General features: G+C 71.7%; 23 protein-coding genes and 1 pseudogene. 16 read left to right on the top strand and 8 right to left on the bottom strand.

Annotated features, from left to right (window positions below):
* Positions 1-222 precede the first annotated feature (222 nt).
* Together ACZ51S_RS16980 and ACZ51S_RS16975 are read left to right on the top strand one after the other, a co-directional pair.
* Positions 223-1452: an MAB_1171c family putative transporter gene (locus ACZ51S_RS16980; RefSeq protein WP_468474533.1), complete on the top strand. Its 1230-nt coding sequence runs from the start codon at positions 223-225 to the stop codon at positions 1450-1452.
* A gap of 87 nt (positions 1453-1539) precedes the next feature.
* Positions 1540-2967, top strand: a complete 1428-nt coding sequence (locus ACZ51S_RS16975; RefSeq protein WP_468474532.1) for an NAD(P)/FAD-dependent oxidoreductase — start codon at positions 1540-1542, stop codon at positions 2965-2967.
* A 106-nt stretch (positions 2968-3073) separates the two neighbouring features.
* Here the strand turns inward: ACZ51S_RS16975 and ACZ51S_RS16970 are convergent, their stop codons facing one another.
* Complete coding sequence (locus ACZ51S_RS16970; RefSeq protein WP_468961263.1) at positions 3074-3598, bottom strand: RlpA-like double-psi beta-barrel domain-containing protein; 525 nt, start codon at positions 3596-3598, stop codon at positions 3074-3076.
* A gap of 420 nt (positions 3599-4018) precedes the next feature.
* Here ACZ51S_RS16970 and ACZ51S_RS16965 point away from each other — a divergent pair, with 420 nt between their 5' ends.
* Positions 4019-4870, top strand: a complete 852-nt coding sequence (locus tag ACZ51S_RS16965) for a caspase family protein (protein WP_468474530.1) — start codon at positions 4019-4021, stop codon at positions 4868-4870.
* A 7-nt stretch (positions 4871-4877) separates the two neighbouring features.
* Here ACZ51S_RS16965 and ACZ51S_RS16960 read toward each other — a convergent pair whose 3' ends face one another.
* Both ACZ51S_RS16960 and ACZ51S_RS16955 read right to left on the bottom strand, forming a co-directional pair.
* Positions 4878-5672, bottom strand: coding sequence for a bestrophin-like domain (locus ACZ51S_RS16960; protein WP_468961261.1), 795 nt, complete (start codon positions 5670-5672; stop codon positions 4878-4880).
* Positions 5673-5779: 107 nt separating this feature from the next.
* Complete coding sequence (locus ACZ51S_RS16955; RefSeq protein WP_468474528.1) at positions 5780-6205, bottom strand: hypothetical protein; 426 nt, start codon at positions 6203-6205, stop codon at positions 5780-5782.
* Positions 6206-6371: 166 nt separating this feature from the next.
* On the opposite strand from ACZ51S_RS16955, the gene ACZ51S_RS16950 reads away from it, so the two are divergent.
* From ACZ51S_RS16950 to ACZ51S_RS16920, 7 genes and pseudogenes are all read left to right on the top strand, one after another.
* Positions 6372-6605: a DUF5133 domain-containing protein gene (locus ACZ51S_RS16950; protein ID WP_388940535.1), complete on the top strand. Its 234-nt coding sequence runs from the start codon at positions 6372-6374 to the stop codon at positions 6603-6605.
* Positions 6606-6759: 154 nt separating this feature from the next.
* Positions 6760-7284, top strand: coding sequence for a hypothetical protein (locus ACZ51S_RS16945; RefSeq protein WP_468474527.1), 525 nt, complete (start codon positions 6760-6762; stop codon positions 7282-7284).
* Positions 7281-9005: a M48 family metalloprotease gene (locus tag ACZ51S_RS16940; RefSeq protein ID WP_468961259.1), complete on the top strand. Its 1725-nt coding sequence runs from the start codon at positions 7281-7283 to the stop codon at positions 9003-9005. Before ACZ51S_RS16945 ends, ACZ51S_RS16940 begins: the two co-directional genes overlap by 4 nt.
* The gene (locus ACZ51S_RS16935) at positions 9002-9934 is read left to right on the top strand and encodes an aminoglycoside phosphotransferase family protein (protein WP_468961257.1); all 933 of its coding nucleotides are present in this window, start codon (positions 9002-9004) and stop codon (positions 9932-9934) included. The genes ACZ51S_RS16940 and ACZ51S_RS16935 overlap by 4 nt, the downstream gene beginning before the upstream one ends.
* A gap of 149 nt (positions 9935-10083) precedes the next feature.
* Positions 10084-10643: pseudogene (locus ACZ51S_RS16930) on the top strand (SDR family NAD(P)-dependent oxidoreductase).
* A 5-nt stretch (positions 10644-10648) separates the two neighbouring features.
* Positions 10649-11236 carry a TetR/AcrR family transcriptional regulator gene (locus ACZ51S_RS16925; protein ID WP_468961255.1) on the top strand — a complete coding sequence of 196 codons (588 nt, stop codon included), beginning with the start codon at positions 10649-10651 and terminating at the stop codon, positions 11234-11236.
* A complete protein-coding gene (locus ACZ51S_RS16920) occupies positions 11233-11613 on the top strand; it encodes a hypothetical protein (RefSeq protein WP_468961253.1) in 381 nt (126 codons plus the stop codon). Before ACZ51S_RS16925 ends, ACZ51S_RS16920 begins: the two co-directional genes overlap by 4 nt.
* A 19-nt stretch (positions 11614-11632) precedes the next feature.
* Here ACZ51S_RS16920 and ACZ51S_RS16915 read toward each other — a convergent pair whose 3' ends face one another.
* Positions 11633-12115, bottom strand: a complete 483-nt coding sequence (locus tag ACZ51S_RS16915) for a DedA family protein (protein WP_468474523.1) — start codon at positions 12113-12115, stop codon at positions 11633-11635.
* A 393-nt stretch (positions 12116-12508) separates the two neighbouring features.
* Here ACZ51S_RS16915 and ACZ51S_RS16910 point away from each other — a divergent pair, with 393 nt between their 5' ends.
* From ACZ51S_RS16910 to ACZ51S_RS16900, 3 genes are all read left to right on the top strand, one after another.
* On the top strand, positions 12509-12895 hold the full coding sequence (locus ACZ51S_RS16910; protein WP_468474522.1) for a hypothetical protein: 387 nt from the start codon (positions 12509-12511) through the stop codon (positions 12893-12895).
* A 173-nt stretch (positions 12896-13068) separates the two neighbouring features.
* The gene (gene ctaD, locus ACZ51S_RS16905; protein ID WP_388940521.1) at positions 13069-14802 is read left to right on the top strand and encodes an aa3-type cytochrome oxidase subunit I; all 1734 of its coding nucleotides are present in this window, start codon (positions 13069-13071) and stop codon (positions 14800-14802) included.
* A 13-nt stretch (positions 14803-14815) separates the two neighbouring features.
* A complete protein-coding gene (locus tag ACZ51S_RS16900) occupies positions 14816-15154 on the top strand; it encodes a hypothetical protein (RefSeq protein WP_468474521.1) in 339 nt (112 codons plus the stop codon).
* On the opposite strand, the gene ACZ51S_RS16895 is transcribed toward ACZ51S_RS16900, so the two are convergent.
* On the bottom strand, positions 15140-15430 hold the full coding sequence (locus tag ACZ51S_RS16895) for a hypothetical protein (RefSeq protein WP_468474520.1): 291 nt from the start codon (positions 15428-15430) through the stop codon (positions 15140-15142). The two genes, ACZ51S_RS16900 and ACZ51S_RS16895, sit on opposite strands and share 15 nt — an antisense overlap.
* Positions 15427-16164, bottom strand: a complete 738-nt coding sequence (locus ACZ51S_RS16890) for an alpha/beta fold hydrolase (RefSeq protein ID WP_468474519.1) — start codon at positions 16162-16164, stop codon at positions 15427-15429. The genes ACZ51S_RS16895 and ACZ51S_RS16890 overlap by 4 nt, the downstream gene beginning before the upstream one ends.
* Before the next feature lie 151 nt (positions 16165-16315).
* On the opposite strand from ACZ51S_RS16890, the gene ACZ51S_RS16885 reads away from it, so the two are divergent.
* The gene (locus ACZ51S_RS16885) at positions 16316-16819 is read left to right on the top strand and encodes a DUF5709 domain-containing protein (RefSeq protein WP_468474518.1); all 504 of its coding nucleotides are present in this window, start codon (positions 16316-16318) and stop codon (positions 16817-16819) included.
* Between the two features lie 51 nt (positions 16820-16870).
* Here the strand turns inward: ACZ51S_RS16885 and ACZ51S_RS16880 are convergent, their stop codons facing one another.
* Positions 16871-17179 carry a hypothetical protein gene (locus tag ACZ51S_RS16880; RefSeq protein ID WP_388940513.1) on the bottom strand — a complete coding sequence of 103 codons (309 nt, stop codon included), beginning with the start codon at positions 17177-17179 and terminating at the stop codon, positions 16871-16873.
* 193 nt (positions 17180-17372) lie between these two features.
* On the opposite strand from ACZ51S_RS16880, the gene ACZ51S_RS16875 reads away from it, so the two are divergent.
* A complete protein-coding gene (locus tag ACZ51S_RS16875; protein WP_388940511.1) occupies positions 17373-17627 on the top strand; it encodes a WhiB family transcriptional regulator in 255 nt (84 codons plus the stop codon).
* A gap of 68 nt (positions 17628-17695) precedes the next feature.
* Here ACZ51S_RS16875 and ACZ51S_RS16870 read toward each other — a convergent pair whose 3' ends face one another.
* Entirely contained in the window at positions 17696-17869 is a 174-nt protein-coding gene (locus ACZ51S_RS16870; protein WP_388940509.1) for a CsbD family protein, read from the bottom strand.
* Between the two features lie 172 nt (positions 17870-18041).
* Here ACZ51S_RS16870 and ACZ51S_RS16865 point away from each other — a divergent pair, with 172 nt between their 5' ends.
* Complete coding sequence (locus tag ACZ51S_RS16865; RefSeq protein WP_467893176.1) at positions 18042-18203, top strand: DUF5670 family protein; 162 nt, start codon at positions 18042-18044, stop codon at positions 18201-18203.
* The last annotated feature ends 77 nt before the right edge of the window (positions 18204-18280 follow it).

The raw sequence follows: 18280 nt of genomic DNA, 5'->3' as shown, positions 1-18280 counted from the left end.
GCCGAGGCCTCTGCGGTGGAGGCGCTTCGCCCCGACCCCGCGCACAGGGTGATCGCCTCCTCACGAGTCCTGCAGGACGGGCCCGGGGAGCGGCGCGGCCTCGCCGGATCTCCCACTCGCTGCACCGCGTCCCCGCCGGGATCCAGGGCCTGCCGGGTGCCGCAGCCGTGAGGAAGCCGGCATGACGCCCCCGCGCGGTGTCCGGACCGAAGGGGAGACCCCATGACCAACGTGTTCTTCTACCTCGTCGTCGGCGTCCTGTCCGTCGCCTTCGCGCTGAGGGTGCCCCGACTCCTCAGGCACTGGCGTGACCCTCTCGTCCGTTCGGTGTCCTTGCTCCTGCCACTCGGCGCAGCCGTGTTCTTCTTCGCCGCTCCGCCGACCATCGCCCAGGTCAACACACTGACCGGCATCGCCAACTTCTCGGCACCGCTGGTCTACTGCATCGTCACCGTCGCGAGCGCCGCCCTCATCCACCTGACCATCACCTGGCGCGGGGGACCGGAAGACCGCCGCCAGGCCGCCACGCGCTGGTGCGTCGGCGCGTACGCGGTGGTCTGCGCCGGACAGCTCACCCTGTTCGCCCTGGGTGACGCACCGGACGAACGCCTCAGGGACTTCGACACCTACTACGCCACCACCCCCTACCTCCGCGAGATGATCGTCCTCAGCCTCCTGGCCTACGGGGCGGCGATCGGTGTGCTGGGCCGCCTGTGCTGGCGCTGGTCGCGCGAGGTCACCGGGCTGCTGCGCACCGGCCTGGTCCTCATCGTGACCGGTGCCGTGCTGGGTCTGGGATACGTGGCCTGCAAACTCCTGGCGATCGGCGCCCGCTGGGCCGGCCACGACTGGGACGGCGTCAGTACGGCGCTCGCGCCCAACGTGTCCTTCGTGGCCTCGCTCTGCCAGTGCGTCGGGTTCGTCCTGCCCTCCGTGGGCCAGGGGCTGACGGGCTGGTGGCGCCGGTGGTCTCAGTACCGGCGGCTCCGGCCGCTGTGGCTGACGATGCGCGAGGTGACCCCGTACGAACTGGTGCGCATCCCCTGGTGGTCCTCACTCGGCAGGCGTCACCTCCGGCGGACCTGCGACATCCGTGACGGACTCCGGTTGCTCTCGCCCTGCACCGACCGTGATGGGCGCCAGGGCGGTCAGGGGCACACGACCCGTCCGGGTGCCGTGAGGCCGGAGGCCGCGCGCCACGTCTCGATGGTGACCACCGCGTTGAGGACCATGAGCGGCACCCACCCCGACGACGCCGACGGGCACCTGGAGAGCATGCTCGCCGGTGACGACCACCAGCTCGTCCGCCTCTCCGAGGCGCTGCGCGTCCTGGCCGTTCCCCGCCCCGGGTCCGATCACACACCCGGTTCGCCGGCCGTCCCACAGACCGCCGCGATCGGCGGACCGCACCCCGACAGCCCCCCGGCGCACGCCGGTCACGCCGAGCGCTGAGGCCCGGTCACGCCGGTCCTCCGGTCACCCGGCTTCCGTCCCGCTGACGATCCCCGCACTTGCCACGGTCCACGAAAGAGCATCCACATGACCCAGCCCCGCGCCCCCCGGACCACAGCGGCACCCAGGCGTGCCATCGTCATCGGCGGAGGCCTGGCCGGCATGCTCGCGGCGGCCGCGCTGCGCGGCCTGGTGCGGGAGGTCCTCGTGGTCGACAGCGACGAACTGCCGGACGGCCCGGTGCCCCGGCGGGGGCTTCCCCAGGCGAGCCACGCCCACATGTTCTGGGGACGCGGGGTGAACGCCGCCGAAGCCCTCCTGCCCGGAGCCACCGCCCGGTGGATGGCGGCCGGGGCCAACCGCATCCCGATCCCCACCGGCATGGTCGGATTCACCCCCGAGGGATGGCTCAGGCGCTGGAACCAGGAGACGTCGTTCCTCATCGCGTGCAGCCGCGACCTCCTGGACTTCGTGGTCCGGGACCTCGTCCTCTCCGACACCAGCGTGCGGGTCCTGCCGCGTACCCGGGTCGAATCACTCACGGGCAGCGCCGCCCGCGTCACCGGCGTACGCGTACGCCGGGCCGACGGCCGGGAAGAAGTCCTCGGGGCCGACTTCGTCGTCGACGCGAGCGGACGGGGGTCCCGGGCTCCCCACCACCTGGCGCAGCTGGGGGTCGTCCCCGCCCCCGAACGGTCTCTGGACCTCGGCCTGACGTACGCGAGCCGCGTCTTCCGCGCGCCCGAAGGCGCCACCGGCTTCCCCCTCGTCGTGGTGCAGTCCGACCCGCGGACGGCGCGCCCCGGTAAGAGCGGCAGCATCCTGCCCATCGAGAACGGCCAGTGGATCGTCACCACGGCCGGCACCCGAGGGGGCGAGCCCACAGGCAGGACCGAGGACTTCGAGGCCTTCGCCCGCAGCCTGCGCCACCCCGTCATCGGCGAGATCATCTCTGGCCTGGAGCCGCTGACCGGGGTGACGGTCAACCGCAGCACGCGCAATACGCGCAGGTACTTCGAGGACGTCAGGAACTGGCCGGAGCGGTTCGTCGTGCTGGGAGACGCCCTCGCGGCCTTCAACCCCATCTACGGGCACGCCATGTCGGTGGCCGCCCAGGCCGCCCTCACGCTCCGCCGCCTGGTGGCGTGCCACGGCGTCGACGCCCCACAGCTGGCGAAGCGCGTCCAGCGGGCCGTGGCCAAACCCGTCGCGGCGGCCTGGGACCTGGCACTGGGCCATGACGTGCTCTACCCGGGAGTCCAGGGAGGCGGCCCGAGCCGCAAGGACAGGATCGTGGCCGGCTACACGTACCGCCTGCTGCACACCTGCTGCGGCAACTTCACGATGACGAAGGACTTCTTCGACGTCACCTCCCTCCAAGCCCCGCTGACCAGCCTGGTCAAACCGCGAGTGCTGCTCGGTGCCCTGCGGGGCCCCCTGCGCCCACCCCTGACCGGGCCGCCCCTGACGGCGCGGGAACTGGCCCTCGTACGCGGCGCCGAGCAGACGCCGTAAGGGGGAGTGGCCGGCCGGACCGTGCTGTTCAGCACCGACGGCGCGACGTCCGGCGTTCCCGTCTCCCCGGTGGGAGCGCGTGCCGTGCGGCGCTGCCGCCGCTCGGCTACTCCGCGAAGTACCAGGTGACGTGGACGCTCCCCTGGCCGACGGGCGCGAGCGCGGCGAACGCGGCCCGCGTGAGAGCGAGGCCGTACCTGCCCGCGCCGGGGGCAGCCGTGTCAAGGACCGTCACGGTCACGGACTTTCCCCCGTACGCGACGACGACCTTCCTCCCGCAGTGCGCGGCGGCGGGCACCGAACCGAACGTGCCGGGGTCGAGCGCGACGGCGAAGTCGCCGTCGCCCACCGCCCCGCCGCATGCTCCGTCCATGCCGTCGGCGGGGCGGTAGTACGTGGCCGTCCCTTCGTGGCGTTCCGCCGGGCGTTCCGTCGGTCCGCCCGGCGCCGGGGGAGGGGCGGAAGGGGACGTCTCGGTTTCCCCGGGGGCGGGCTCGCCCGGTTGCTCCGAATCGCTCGCGGCCGAGACGGCGATGCCGGTGTGCTCCGAAGCGGAGGCGGTGGCGACCACAGCAGCGGAACCGACGGCGAGCAGTACGGCTATCGCGGTTTCGGCGGTTCTTGCTTTCATCGCGCTCTCTCTTTCGAATGCCGCGTTCCACGACGTGGACCCGGCCGGTTCCCGGCGTCGCCGGCACGGGCCGAAGGCCCCGGCGGACCCATGGTCACGAGCCGCGCTAACAGTTCCCTAACGCTCCGCGACGCGTCCCCTACGCGCCCCGCAGATGTGTCGCAAGAGCGTCAGGCCCCCACCAGGAGTGACCCGGGGGCCACGGCTGCAGGGCAGACCGCGCGCTCCCGCCGTACCGGAACGCGCTCGCCTGTTCGGGTGGCCCTCGCGCGGCGACATGGCAACGACCCGTCACTTTCCGTAACCTCGAGGAGCTCGGGTACCTTCTGCCGGTCCCGCGCGGCCACGCCCGCATGAGATCCACGACCACCTGTACGCCCTGATCTGAGCGGGCTATCGAAGAGTCACGGAGGAAGGGCCATGCCCAAAGGACTGTCCATCCACATCGGCCTCAACGAGATCGACGAGACCCGCTACGGAACCAAGGGCGAGCTGAAGAACTGCGAGAACGACGCCCTGGCCATGAGGAACGTTGCCGAAGCCACCGGCTTCACCCCCCTCGCGACCCTGCTCACCAAGGACGCCACGAGCGAGAAGGTCACCTCCGTACTGCAGGAGGCCGCCGCCCGGCTCACCGCCGGCGACCTCCTGCTGCTCACCTACGCCGGCCATGGAGCCCAGGTCCCCGACAAGAACGGGGACGAGCCCGACCGCCGCGACGAGACGTGGGTGCTCTACGACCGGCAGTTCATCGACGACGAGCTGTACGCCCTCCTCGGCTCCTTCGCCGAAGACGTACGCGTCCTCCTGCTCTCCGACAGCTGTCACAGCGGCACCGTCGCGCGGGACGTCTCGCTGTTCCTCGACGACGCGGAACTGGTGCGCACCTTCGACACCAGCGAACCGTCCGCGGTCCGTGCCCGCATCCGTGTCCTGCCGCAGGACGTCCAGTTCCGCGACTACCAGCGCGACCAGGAGCGGTACGACGCGATCCAGCGCTCCGTGCCCGCGCTGGACCAGCAGGACATCGGGGCCGACGTCCTGCTGATCTCCGGCTGCCAGGACAACCAGACCTCCAGCGACGGCGTGGGAAGCAACGGCCTGTTCACCGAAACACTGCTCAAGACCTGGAAGAACGGAGCGTTCCAGGGAACGTACGCGACCCTCCACCGCCAGGTCGTCGAGGCGATGCCCTTCTATCAGACGCCCAACATGTTCCGGACGGGCAAGGCCACGCAGGAGTTCCTCTTCCAGTCACCGTTCGCCGTCTAGGGGCCGGCTACCGGTCCGGCCAGAACTGGGCCAGGGCCGCCTCCTTGTAGGGCGCGGGGCTCACGCTCAGCTCCCCGGCGAAGGGGCGGTCCAGCACCACCACCAGCAGCAGGCTGAAGCCGATCAGCCCGGCCACCGCCGACACGAACAGCAGCTGCATCCTCAGACTGCGCAGACCGAACAGGAACGTGAGCGGGAGGATCACCAGGGCGCCTCCGTACACGAGCACTTGCAGCAGCCCCGGCAGCGAGGTCTCCGCCATCGTGACCCGCGCCCGGCGCTGTCCGGCGACGTCGTTGAGGCGGGCGGCGGCCTCCGCGTAGAAGGTCTCGCTGCGCGTGCCGGCCGGCTCGTACGCTTGCAGCGCGGTGTACATGGCGTGCGTCTGCGCGGCGGTCGCCTCGAAGCTGGGCTTCCCCTCGCGCATCAGGGGCCACTGCACTGCGACGACGGCGTGCACGTAGTCCCCGACCGCCCGTTCCACACGGGCACGCTCGGCGGGAGGAAAGGCTTCGGCACTGCGGACGACGAGGGCCAGGCCGGTGGCTTCGTTGGCGACGATGTTCTGCGTGTTCTCCAGCTGCGTCCAGAGGGTGACGACGACGAAGGCGAGGATGATGCCGTAGATCGCGCCGAACATCCCGAGGGCGACACCGACCATCTCGTTGTGCTCGCCGCTCGCGAGGTGCGGGAACCGGCGGCGGGCGGCCAGGCTCCCCCCGAGGGCCAGGGCGACGAAGCCGCCGACGATGACGACGCCGAGGAAGAACGTACTCAGGTGATTCAAGAGCCAGAGGATCATGCCCTGCTCAACGACGATCTCCTGCGGAAAGAGCGGCTTCCCCCGAGTCGAAGGTCCGGCCGCCCGCCGGTGGCGGCGGACGGCCCTCCCGGGTGCCGGGCGTCGCGTCAGTCGACCTTCTGCCAGTGGGTGACCCGCACCGCTCCCTCCCCGGCGCCGATGTGCGCGTACATCGCGAGGTGTTCGGGAGCGAGGAAGGTGTCCTTCTTCTCCTGGAAGAACTCCTCGTCGTACCGCAGCGTGCCGGCCAGGCCGGTCACGAAGACCAAACCCACGCTGACCAGTGCCTGCAGCACCGTCACCACGACGATCAGCCGGCTGTTCTCGACCCGGTCGACCAGCGGGGCGGCCAGCGGCCCGATCACGACCAGCGGCAGCACGCTCGCGATCACCAGGGCCGAGATGGCGACCCCCGACCGGCCCTGGTCGTGCAGGCGCAGGGTCAGGGAGACGATCGTCATCTGGTCCCCCATGGAGGACATGCCGTACGCGGCCGCCACCACGGTGAGGACGACACCTCGTTTTCCGGGCATCCGCAGATGTTGTCAGCCCCGCTCCGCCGCCCGCGGCCGCAGGCACCGGATCAAGCCAGGCCCGCGCTGCCGCCTCCCGCCCTGCCGGCGAGCGGAGCGCATGGACGGCCGGTGACCGGGTACGTGAGGGCAGCCAGGAAATGATCATTGAGGAGAGGACGCGTCCATGCTGATGGCTCACCCGGCGGTGCTTCCCGGTCTCGTCGACCGCTATTGGGCCTTGGCCGTTCTGGCGGAAGGTGACGGCGCGGCGTCGCACGTACGGACCGAGATGGAGGACGTCGCGCAGGCACTGTGCGTGGCGACGGGGACGACCGACATCCACGCCGCCCTGATAGCCGCCCGTCACCATCTGCCGGGCGCCGACACCTTCGACGACTCCGTCCTCGCCCCCTCCTGACCCGCCGCGCGGCGCGCGACGACGGATACGGCGCGGGAACGCAGGGAGACCACGTCACACCTCGTGCATTGACAACTACCGCTGTCAGGCGGCCAGATGGAGTCCCAGGGCAACCGGCGGGGACGGCGCCCCGCCCGGAGCGGAGGTGTCGGTGTTGCGCCATCATCACGACCGTGAGGAAACCGCCCGGCTCGCCCGTTCGGCGGTGGCCGAGATCGCGCCGGAGGAACTGGAGCTCTTCGAACAGACGGCCCGGGCCTTCTTCGCCCAGCCGGTTCCCCACCGTGCGGTGACGGCTCGGGACCCCATCGGCATGGGGCTGGAAACGGTGGTCGGCGTGTTGTCGGGCGTAGCGCTGGCAGTGACCACCTCCGTTCTCCAGCACGTCGCCGTACAAGCGGCGGACCGGACCAGGAACAGGTTCCGGTTCGGCAGGAGGCGGCAAGCGGCCCCGTCCTCTCCGGACCCGGAACCGCTGTCCGACGCCCACGTGGGCCGGCTGCGCGAGCTCGCCCGGAAACGGGGCGTCGAGCTCGGGCTCACGCCGGACCGCGCGGAACTGCTCGCGGACGCCCTGGTCGGCGGACTGGCGCGAAACGCCCAGGACACTGCTGCGGAACGCGCTGACGGGCGCGGCGCCCTGCCCGGAGGGGCCGCGGATCCCGGTACGGGAGAATGAGTCCCGCGGCGGCCGGCGCACGGCCGGAGCCGGCTCCCCTCTCCGCGTTCTCGCTCCCCTCCGGCACGACGTTCCGTTTCGCTCTGCTCATCGTCGCCGTCTCTGGAACGGTCTTCTCCGTCGGCCTCTTCTGGGTCCGGCCGTTCCTCGGGGACCGCGCGCCCGGCCTGGAGGCGACCCGCGCGTGCGTCGAGAAGTACGCCCCGGGCGCCGCCTCGGGCGCCGCGGACGCCGTACGTCAACTCGCCCTGTGCGGTGGCCTGGCCGACCGCCACCTCCTGTGGATCCAGCTCGCCGTCCTGGGCTGCTTCTGGGTGCTGGTCGCCACCGTGTACTGGTTCCTCCCCGGCCGGCGCATACGCCGGAGGGGCTACGTCCCCCTCGCCGCACGTTCCTTTCCGGCCGTCCACGAAGAGCTCGACGGGCTGATGCGGTCGGTCGGCGCGGACCGGCGGCGGATCAACCCGCTGGTGGACCTCCTCGACGGCAGGGTGAACGCCCTCGCCTTCGGAAGGGCCGGCACACGGTACGTCCTGCTCAGCCGCGGCCTGATCGCCCTGCACGACACCGATCCCGGACGGTTCCGGGCGATCGTGCTGCACGAGCTGGCACACCTGCGCAACCGCGACGTCGACATCGCGTACCTCACCCTGATCTCCTCCCGGCTCTTCACCCGCCTGGTGGCGATCCCCGTCACCATCGCCTTTCCGCTCGGCGCCCTCGATCCGTCCGCGGGTCCGGCGTCCTTCTACCTCGGTACCGCCGCGGGAACGCTCCTCGTCGGGCTGGCGGTGTCGCTGACCCGTAACGCGGTACTGCGCAGCCGCGAGTTCCACGCGGATGCCCGCGCCGCCGCCTGGGAGAACGGCGGTACCGGACTGGCGGCCGTACTCGCCGCGCAACGCCGGATCGACGCCGAAGCAGAGGTCCCGCCCGTGGAGTTCCTGCGTCCGCACCCTCTGGCGGCCCGCCGGCTGGACGCACTGCGTGATCCCGCTCCGCTCTTCACCTTCGTCGCCTGGGAAGGCTTCGCCCTGGGCCTGGTCTGCGCGCTCGCCCAGGGGCCGGTCACCGCCTTCACCAGTGGACTGTTCGGACTCCCTCCGAGTCACCCGCTGGCAGCGCTGCCCGCTGCCCTGCCCCTGGCCGGCGGGACGGCGTACGCACTCTGGCGTACGGAGCTGGCGGCCCTCCACTTCGGGCGGGCGGTGAGCAGCGTCCACCGTGCGGCCGTCGCCACAGGACTGGGCTTCCTGACCGGCACGGCCCTCAGGCCGACCAGCCTCGGCACGCCGCGGATGGGACCCTCCGCCCACCCGGGCGAACTGGCCGCCTGGCTCCTCCTCCTCGCCGTCGGCAGCTACGCCTTCGTCCACTGGCTCGGGTACACGGCGCGGGCCTGGGCTCCCCTCACCTCGGCGGGCAGAGTCCGGGAACTCCTCGTGGCCACCGCGATGTGCTGCGCCCTCGTACCGCTCAGCTTCGGGCTGGGCCTGTCCTACGTGATCCACCCCACCGACGTGGCACTCACCTTCTCGGCGTCAGCGGACGCGGGTGACCGGGGGGCCAAAACCTATCTGCTACGGGTCCTCACGGTGGCTCAGGACCAGATCCCCACGGGGTACGGAGCCCTCGCGGCCGCGGCCCTCGTCCTGGTGCCGCTGAGCGGGCGCATCATCACACGGCCCCGGGCCGGGCCGGCGCGTAGGGTGCCTGGATGATCCTGCTGCCCGAAGAGTTCGCCCAGAGCACCGTCGACCGCGAGGGGGAGGCCGGGACGGCCTGGCTCGCCGATCTGCCGGGCTTCGTGGAGGAGTTGCTCGGGCGCTGGGAGTGCGTGCCGGACGGCGAGGTCATGCACGGTGGCGTCGGCGTCATCGTTCCGGTACGGCGGCGGGGCGAGGAGAGCGCCGTGCTGAAGGTGTCCTTTCCGCACCCGGGCAACGTCCATGAGCCGGACGCGTTCGTCGCGTGGGGCGGGCGCGGCGCAGTCCTGCTGCACGAGCGCGACGACGAACGGTTCGCGATGCTGCTGGAGCGGGTCCAGCCGTCGACCCTGGCGGAGGTCGAGGACGGTGACGAGGTGGTGGCGGTCGCCGGGCGGCTCAATCGCCGCCTGGCCGTCCCCGCCCCGCCCGGCCTGCCCCGGCTGCGGGAGCGGGCCGCCGCATGGGAGGAGCAACTGCGCAAGGACGCCGAGGAACTGACGCACGCACTGCCGGGGCGGGTGCGGGACGCCGCAGTGGCGACCGTCCGCGAGCTGACGGGCGCCGGCCCGGACGTCCTCGTCCACGGCGACCTCCATGCCCGGAACATCCTGCGCGCCGCCCGGGAGCCATGGCTGGCCGTCGACCCCAAGGGGTACGCGGGGGATCCCGCCTACGACGGCGGGACGCTGCTGAAGTCCCGCGCGCTGGCCCTCCTCGAAGCGGATGACCCGCGCAAGGCGGTCCACCGAGTGCTGGACGTCTTCACCGAGGCTGCGGAGCTCGACGGTGAACGCGTCCGGCGGTGGGCCCAGTTGCACGCCGTGCAGGCGGCGTTCTGGGGCCGCCGCCACGGTTTTCGTATCGCCCGCGGCGGTCCACGGCTGGACCGGCTCACGGAGTTCGCCGAGCACCTGGCGGAGATGCTCCTCGAACGCCCCTAGCCCACCGGGTGTCCCCGCGCGTCGGCGGGATACCGGCCGCCCGGCGGGACCACCGGTGATCCGCCGGGGGTGTGCCGGTGGGCGCCGCGACCGTGGGTCCGCGTTCCCCCGGGAACAGCCGCAGCCGCCGTCAGCAAGGGCCCGCCGCCATGCCGTCCACGCCCTCCGCCCCGCCCTGGAACGTCCTGCGGCTGCCCCGTGCCGATGCCCGCGTCCTCCTGGCCACCGGCGGCAACGCCGGGATCGGGTACTTCGTCGCGGAGCAGTTGTCGGCGACCGGGGCCACGGTTACGACCTGCAGTCCCGGAAGGACTACCGGCCCAAGCGCGCCTACGGCCGCTCCAAGCCGGCACAGATGTACTTCGGCGTCGAACTCGACCGTCGGCTGCGCGCCGCCGGCAGCACGGTGACGAGCGTGGTGGTCCATCCCGGCGGGGCGCTGGACTCCCTCACGCCGTCACGGCCACCGGTCCACGTGCGGACCGCCGCCGCACGGCTGAGCGCGGCACCCACGGCGCTCCACGTCCAGGGCAAGCACGACGGCGCCTGGCCTGCCGTCCGGGCGGTGCTCGACCCGGCCGTGCGCGGCGGGGAACTGTGGGGCCCGCACGTCTTCGGTCTGCGCGGCGAGCCCCGGCGCGAGCCGGTGTGGAACCACGTACCGGTCGGCCGACCCCTTGTTTACCTTACGGGTCGACCCGTAAGGTAAACATCATGAACTCCTCTCCGCCCTCCCGGGGGCGTCCCAGGGATCCCCGATCGCACACGGCGATCATCGGCGCGACGGCGGAGCTGGTGGCCGAGGCCGGCTACGCCGCGACGTCGATCGGCGCGGTGGCCGCGCGGGCCGGCGTGGGCAAGGACACGATCTACCGGCGGTGGCCCGGCAAACCGGAGTTGGTCTTCGAAGCCGTCTTCGCGACCACGGACGATGCTCCGCCCCCGGACACCGGAACGCTGGCCGGGGATCTGACCCTGCTGGTGCAGGGCCTGGTCGACGAGTTCCGCGCACCCGCGGCCGCGGCTGCCCTCCCGGGACTGCTGGCCGACTTCGCCGCAGACCCGGAGCTGAAGGCGCGCATCCGCGGCGACTTCCTGGCCCCGGCGAAGCAGCGGCTGCTGGTCGTCTTCGAACGCGCCGCGCTGCGCGGCGAGATCGCCCGCGAGACGCCCGTGGACCTGGTGCTGGACACGCTGGCAGGAGCCGTGTTCTTCCACATCGGGCTGGTCGGGGAACACCCCGATCCCCAACTGCCCGCACGACTGGCCGCTGTCGTGGCCGAGGGAATCGAGGTCCGGTGAACGGCTGGCTCCTCGGGGCGGGGATCACCGCTCTCGCCGTGGCCGCGGTGCACGTCCTCGCCGGGCACCGCGACGTGGTGCGCCCGCTGCTGTCCTGCGGTCTCGCGGACGAACCCAAGCGTGTGCTGCACGCCGTGTGGCACATGGTGAGCGCCGACCTGGTGCTGTCAGGCCTCGGCCTGCTCTACCTCGCCGTGGCGAACGGTACGCCCGGTACCGGCCTGGTGGCGTGGTTCGTGGCCGCGCACTTCGTCGCGTACGCGGCAGCCTTCCTGGTCGTCACGCTGTCCGTCGGCTGGCCCAGACCACTGCTCCGCCTGCCGCAGTGGATCCTGCTCCTGCCGGTCGCGCTCCTGGCGGCGGCGGGCGCCGCGTGACCACGCCGCCGTGACGGGCTCACGATCCGTCGGTCATGGCGTCACGGCCGGACGGGGCCTGCCTCCTCCTGCGGTACACCACCACCGCGCACACCGCGAGGAGGAGGACGGCCACGGCGGACACGCCGAGGGCCGTCTGCTCGGCGAAGAGCCTCCCCAGCACTTCGAGCACGCCGAGCCCTGCGGTCGCGTAGATCAGCGCCCAGACCGCTCCGCCCACGAACAGGGCGGGGAGATAGCGGGTGAGCGGCATGCGCATGCTGCCCGCGAGGAAGTTGACGGCGGTCTGGAAACCGACGGTCAGGAACGACACGGCCACCACCGGCGCCCCCCACCGCTGGATCGCCCGCTCGGCGCGCTGGAACTTCGCCGAGGTGATCCGCTCGCCGAACCTGCTGCGCCGGGCACCGGCGCCGGCGAGCCACCCGAGGGCGAACGTCCCTCCGGCGCGGAGCAGCACGATGAGGTACAGGACTCCGGCCGTCAGCGCGATCTTATTCACGACGCCCCGTCCCCGGCACCGGGCCGGCGGCCGCGCCGGCGGTCACCCGCATCGGCGTCCCGCCCGAGCGGGCGCCGGACGCACACGCACCCGATCACCGTCTCTCACCTGCACCCCGCTTCTGCCCGTTCCGTCCCGCGGTACCACCTGCGGCCCGGAACCCGAACTGTCCGCCCGGGTACGCACACCAGGCAAGGCAAGCCTAACCGAACATCCATGCGGCGGATATGCCCCTGCGGGTCTCGGCGGAGTCGAGGGGAACGACGGCATGGGCACATCCTTCCCGGTTCTCACCGGCGCAGTCGAATACCGCGCCGACGCGACGACCCCGCGGGGGCCCCGGCGTACGGCGTGGGCCCGTGGGCGCCGACGGCGCGGCCGTACGCTGGAGGTATGGCTGATCACCCCCGCTTCCACCTGGACCGGGGCGGCCACTCGGTCACCGTGCAGATGGCCGGAGCTTCCCGCCCGGTCGAGGTGCTGGTCGACGGGAAGGTCGTCGCCCAGGGCCCCGCACCCCGGGAGGACCGCACCGTGTGGCGCGCCGAACTCCCCGGATCCCCGCCGCGCCCGCTGAGCGTCACGCTGGCGGAGACGGGCGGCGCGTACCTGTGCGAGATGGAGCTCGACGGGGTGCGCTACCTCATGCCGCGCGTACCGCTGCTCCCGGAGGAGCCCCCGGCCTGGCGAAGCCCGTCGCCGCATCCACTCCGGCGCTTGCGCGGCCTGCTGCGCAGGGCCGGCCGAGCCGTGGGGGGCGGCGGCCGTCGAGGTCACTGACCTGCCCATGCGGTGCCGGCGAGGGGAAGGGCCCTTCCCGTCACCTGGACGCGCCCGCGTGGCAGTGCCGCGGGATCCACGGTTCACGGTAGACAGATCGGGAGCGCGTGGGGTGCTGGACGCCGGAAGGGCCCCGGCGCGCTCGCCGAACCCCTCTGCCGTAAGGGCTTGTCATGGTGACGATGACCGAGCCGATCGCTCCCGTTCCCACGCCCGGCCGGACACCGGGCCAGGTGATCGTGTCGTGGCTGACGACGACCGATCACAAGAAGATCGGGCACCTCTACCTGATCGCGTCCTTCGGGTTCTTCCTGATCGGCGGCCTCCTGGCCCTGCTCCTGCGCGCCGAGCTGGCCCGGCCCGGGATGCAGATCATCTCGAGCGAGCAGTACAACCAGACCTTCACCCTGCACGGCACGATCATGCTGCTGTTCTTCGCGACGCCGACCTTCGCCGGGTTCGCCAACGCCATCATGCCCCTGCAGATCGGCGCCCCGGACGTCGCGTTCCCGCGGCTGAACATGCTGTCCTTCTGGCTGTTCCTGTTCGGCGGCATCATCGTCGTGGCCGGCCTGTTCACCCCCCAGGGGACCGCGGACTTCGGCTGGACCGCCTACACGCCGCTCAGCGGCGGCGAGCGCACCCCCTACATCGGGGGCGACATGTGGATCATGGGGCTGGCCCTGTCCGGTTTCGGCACCATCCTGGGGTCCGTCAACTTCGCGACCACGATCATCTGCCTGCGCGCGCCGGGGATGACGATGTTCCGGATGCCGGTCTTCACCTGGAACATCCTCCTCACATCGGTCCTCGTACTGTTCGCGTTCCCCGTGCTGGCGGCCGCGCTGCTGGCGCTGGAGGCGGACCGGCGCTTCAACGCGCACGTCTTCGACCCGGCCAACGGCGGTGCGTTGCTGTGGCAGCACCTGTTCTGGTTCTTCGGGCACCCCGAGGTCTACATCATCGCGCTGCCGTTCTTCGGGATCGTCACCGAGATCGTCCCGGTCTTCTCCCGCAAGCCCCTCTTCGGCTACCTGGGCCTGATCGGCGCGACGATCGCGATCTCAGGACTCTCCCTGACGGTGTGGGCCCACCACATGTTCGCCACCGGAGCCGTCCTGCTGCCGTTCTTCTCCTTCCTGACGTTCCTGATCGCGGTGCCGACCGGGGTGAAGTTCTTCAACTGGATCGGCACCATGTGGAAGGGTTCCCTTTCCTTCGAGACGCCGATGCTGTGGTCGATCGGCTTCCTCGTCACCTTCGTGTTCGGAGGGCTCACCGGCGTCATCCTGGCCTCGCCTCCGATGGATTTCCACGTCACCGACACCTACTTCGTCGTCGCCCACTTCCACTACGTGGTCTTCGGCACGGTCGTCTTCGCCATGTTCGCCGGCTTCTACTTCTGGTGGCCGAAGATGACCGGCACGATGCTCGACGAACGCCTCGGCAAGATCCACTTCTGGACGTTGTTCATCGGCTTCCACACCACCTTCCTCGTCCAGCACTGGCTGGGCGCCGAGGGCATGCCCCGCCGGTACGCCGACTACCTCGCCGCCGACGGCTTCACCGGGCTCAACACCCTCTCCTCCATCGGCGCCTTCCTCCTCGGCCTCTCCACCCTGCCGTTCCTCTACAACGTGTGGAAGACCGCCCACTACGCCCCCCGCGTCACCGTCGACGACCCCTGGGGTTTCGCCCGCTCCCTGGAATGGGCCACCTCCTGCCCGCCCCCGCGCCACAACTTCGTGACCCTGCCCCGCATCCGGTCGGAATCCCCCGCCTTCGACCTGAACCATCCCGAGATCGCCGCCCTCGACGAGGCCAACGACCGCGCCCAGCGCGACGTCCTCGACGACCCCCGGAACCGCGAGTCCCCGGGAACGGGCCAAGGCCCTTCCACGGGCTGAAGGGGTGAGCGACATGCACGGGGACGACGTGAGCGCCGGCCTGGCCGAGCTGGAGGGGTACCTGATGAGCCGCGCGGCCCACCACCGTGCCGCCCGCGAAGCGGAAGCCTTCGCCGACTGCCTGCCCTGGCTCGGAGGCGCGGAACGGGAGGACGTCATCCGCCTCTACGCCGCCCGCCACCTCGCCCGCACGCGCCAGGTCCTGCACGAGGTCACCAGCCGCAGCCAGGAACTGAGGGACGAATACGCCCGCCGCTACCACGCCCTGCTCCGCCGCATGCTCGCCACCGCCCTCCTCGGCACCGCCACCGCCGTGGGCCTCCTCGCGATCGGCCTGTCACGCACCCGGTGAGCTCCGGCCCGTTCCCGCCTCCGCGCCGCGCCGCCCGGCCCGGGTCATCAGGTGGCGTACCAGGAGCGAAAGGCCCAGCAGGACGGCGAAGCCTCCCGACAGGCCGGCGAGCGGCGCCAGGGAGGTCTCTCCGTCGGGATCGCCCACACCGCTGGGAACGGGTTCGGCATCCAGCCAACGCGGTACCGCGCGGGCCGGCGCGACCGCCAGGGCGCCGTAAGCGAGCGGGACCGCCCACGCGGAAGTGCCGGTGCCGGCGAGGGGTGAGCTCGTCACGTGCCGTTCTCGCGCAGGAAGGCCTCGAGCCGTTCGGTGAAGCCCGGCGCCGCGGCTACGAAGTGACCGGCGCCCGGATGGACGCTGCGCTCGCCGCCCAGCGCGTCCGCGAGGGCGTCGCAGATCCGCTCGTGCGCGGCCGCGTGCGCTCCGGACGCGACGAGCACCGGGATACCCGCGTCCCGGACCACGTCGAGCCGTGGCCGCGCCTCGCTCGTCGGCCGGCTGCCGTGCGCCCGCCGGACGCCGGCGACCACGCCCGCGGGGAGCGGGCCGTCGCCGACGGACGCGCCCGCGAGACGCAGGAACTCCCGCAGCTCGGCCGGGTCCGCGTCCATGCCGCGGTCGAGGACCGCGTCGCCGATGCGCCCGAGCCGCGCCACGTCGGGGTCGTCGGCGACGAGGTAGGTCAGCGGCGGCTCGATCAGGGTGAGCGAGCGCACGCCGCCCGGCGCGGCAGCGGCCGCGAGCAACGTCCCGAGGACGCCGTAGGAGTGGGCGATGACGTGCGGGCGGCCGGCGAGCAGCGGCGCCAGGTCCAGCGCGTCCGTCTCGAAGTCCTGACGCCCCCGCGGTGGCGGACTCGGCGGATATCCGCGGCGGTGGACATGCGCCAGCGTCCACCGGTCCGCCAGCGCGGCCAGAGCGCCCCAGGTCGTCCGCGGGCCGGCTCCGCCGTGCACCGTCAGGACCTCCGGCCCGGAGCCGTCGCGCACCACCACGATGTCACCCACGGGGCGAGCCTAGCGGCGCCCGCGGCGCCCCCGGCGGCCAGGCCCGTGGCGCTGGTCCTGGCGGTCGGATCCGTACCGGCATGGCATGTTTTGGGTGGGGTAGGAGGGACAGCAGCGCGTAGAGAGGCCATGCCGACGCGAGGAGATCCCGATGAGTGAAACACCGCAGGCCGACGACGCCTACCAGCCGACCGGCACCAATGAGGAGCAGGAGGACGCGGCGCCGCTGGACCTCCAGAACGCCGTGGACGAGCGCACGTACGACGCGATGCTGGACGAGGGCTACTCGCCCCCGGAACGGCCGCTGGGGGTCACCAAGCCGGGCACCACCGCCGCGGAGCAGCGGGAAGGTGAAAGCCTCGACCAGAGGCTGGCCCAGGAGGTGCCCGACGTGGGGGAGGCCGAAGGCGACGGGATCGGCGACCTGCCGGGCGGTGAGGGCGAAGCGCTCGACCGCGAGGTCGGCACCGGGCGCGCCGGCCGAATGGTGGCGCCGGACGAAGGCGCACACCCCGACACCGTCGCGGAGCTCACCGCCGAGGACGTGGGCATCGACGGTGGCGCGGCGAGCGCCGAGGAAGCCGCCGTCCACGTCGTCGAGCCGGAAGAGCTGGAAGAGCCGGAAGAGCCGGGCGGCGCCCCCGACGAGCGGTAGCGCCGGCCCGGCCCAAGAGCGGAACGACCGGAGCTGAATGACCGGGTCGTCTCAGAGCTCACCCTCGATGCCGGTCACGGCCGGCGGCCCCAGGGGGGCGTCCTTCTCCGAGTAACCCAGTTCCCGGAGGGCGCCGCCGGCCAGGCGGACGGCCCCTTCCTCGGCCGCCGCCCGGTCCGGGGCCTCGATTTCGAGGCGGACGGAGAAGGTCCCGTCCTCGTGGACCGTCAGCAGCTCCACGTCTTCGGTCTCGCTCAAGTCGGTGTGGTGGGAGGCCAGACTCCTCGCCAGCGCCGAGCGGGCCGCATCGTCGACGTCCTTCAGGAACGTGCCGGGCACGGTGATGACGTAAGTGGTCACTGCTGCTCCCATCGGCTGGAAAAGGCGGGTCTTGTGGGGAATGCCCCGGTATCGGGTTTCGAACCCCTCGGTCCCGGCGCATCAGGCGGCCGATGCCGAAGCGGCAAGTACTCGCCCCGGCCCTGCATGGACGGGCCGATACCGGCCAGGAGCGTGGGGATAGGGATTCGGTCAAGAGGATGGAGGAGAGAGGATGAACTGGCGCGACGAGGCTGCCTGCCGTTGGGAAGACCCCGAGCTGTTCTTCCCCGTGGGGTCCAGCGGTCCGGCCCTGCTCCAGATCGAGGAGGCCAAAGCGGTGTGCCGCCGTTGCCCCGTCATGGAGGAGTGCCTCCAGTGGGCCCTCGAAGCAGGCCAGGACGTCGGTGTGTGCGGCGGCATGAGCGAGGACGAACGCCGGGCCGCGAAGCGGCGGGCCGCCCGTTCCCGTGCCCGGTCGGCAGGCTGACCCGCGTTCCGTGAGCCGGGGCCGGCACCGCGACTGCGGTGCCGGCCCCGACTCGTGCCCTCTGCGCGTCAGTGCTTGAAGGCGTCCTTGGCCTTCTCCTTGGCCTCGCGGGCATCGCCCTTGGCCTGTTCCGCGCGGCCTTCGGCGGTCATCCGCTCATTGCCCGTCAAACGGCCGGCGGTCTCCTTGAGCTTGCCCTTGGCCTGCTCGGCCTTGGCTTCGCTCTTCTGCTCACCCGACACAGCTGATCACTCCCTGTGTGCTAGTCGAAAGCCTTACCCAGCCTCTTGTGGACGCTCCGGCGGACTTCAAACAGGCGCCCCACACACTTCAGGTCCGCTGATCCGCGAAGTCGCACGACGGGTGTGTGAGTTCGACAATGCCGGGCATGCGGTGCTGCGGAGGTTGATAACAATGGTTCCCCTGCTTCTCGTACTTCTTCTGGCCCTCGTCCTTTTCGGCGCGGGTTTCGCCCTGAAGGCACTGTGGTGGATCGCCGTCATCGTATTGGTGATTTGGCTGATCGGATTCGTCGCCCGCCCGAAGGGCAGCAGTGGCCGCTGGTACCGCTGGTAGCGACACCGAAAAAAAGAGCCTTGCGGGCGAATGCGCGTACGGCGCACGAAAGAGTCGCGGCTGAGGCCGCTTCGTCT

The organism is Streptomyces sp. NPDC034043 (genome assembly GCF_055575675.1).
This window is presented reverse-complemented; position numbering and strand designations above follow the sequence as displayed.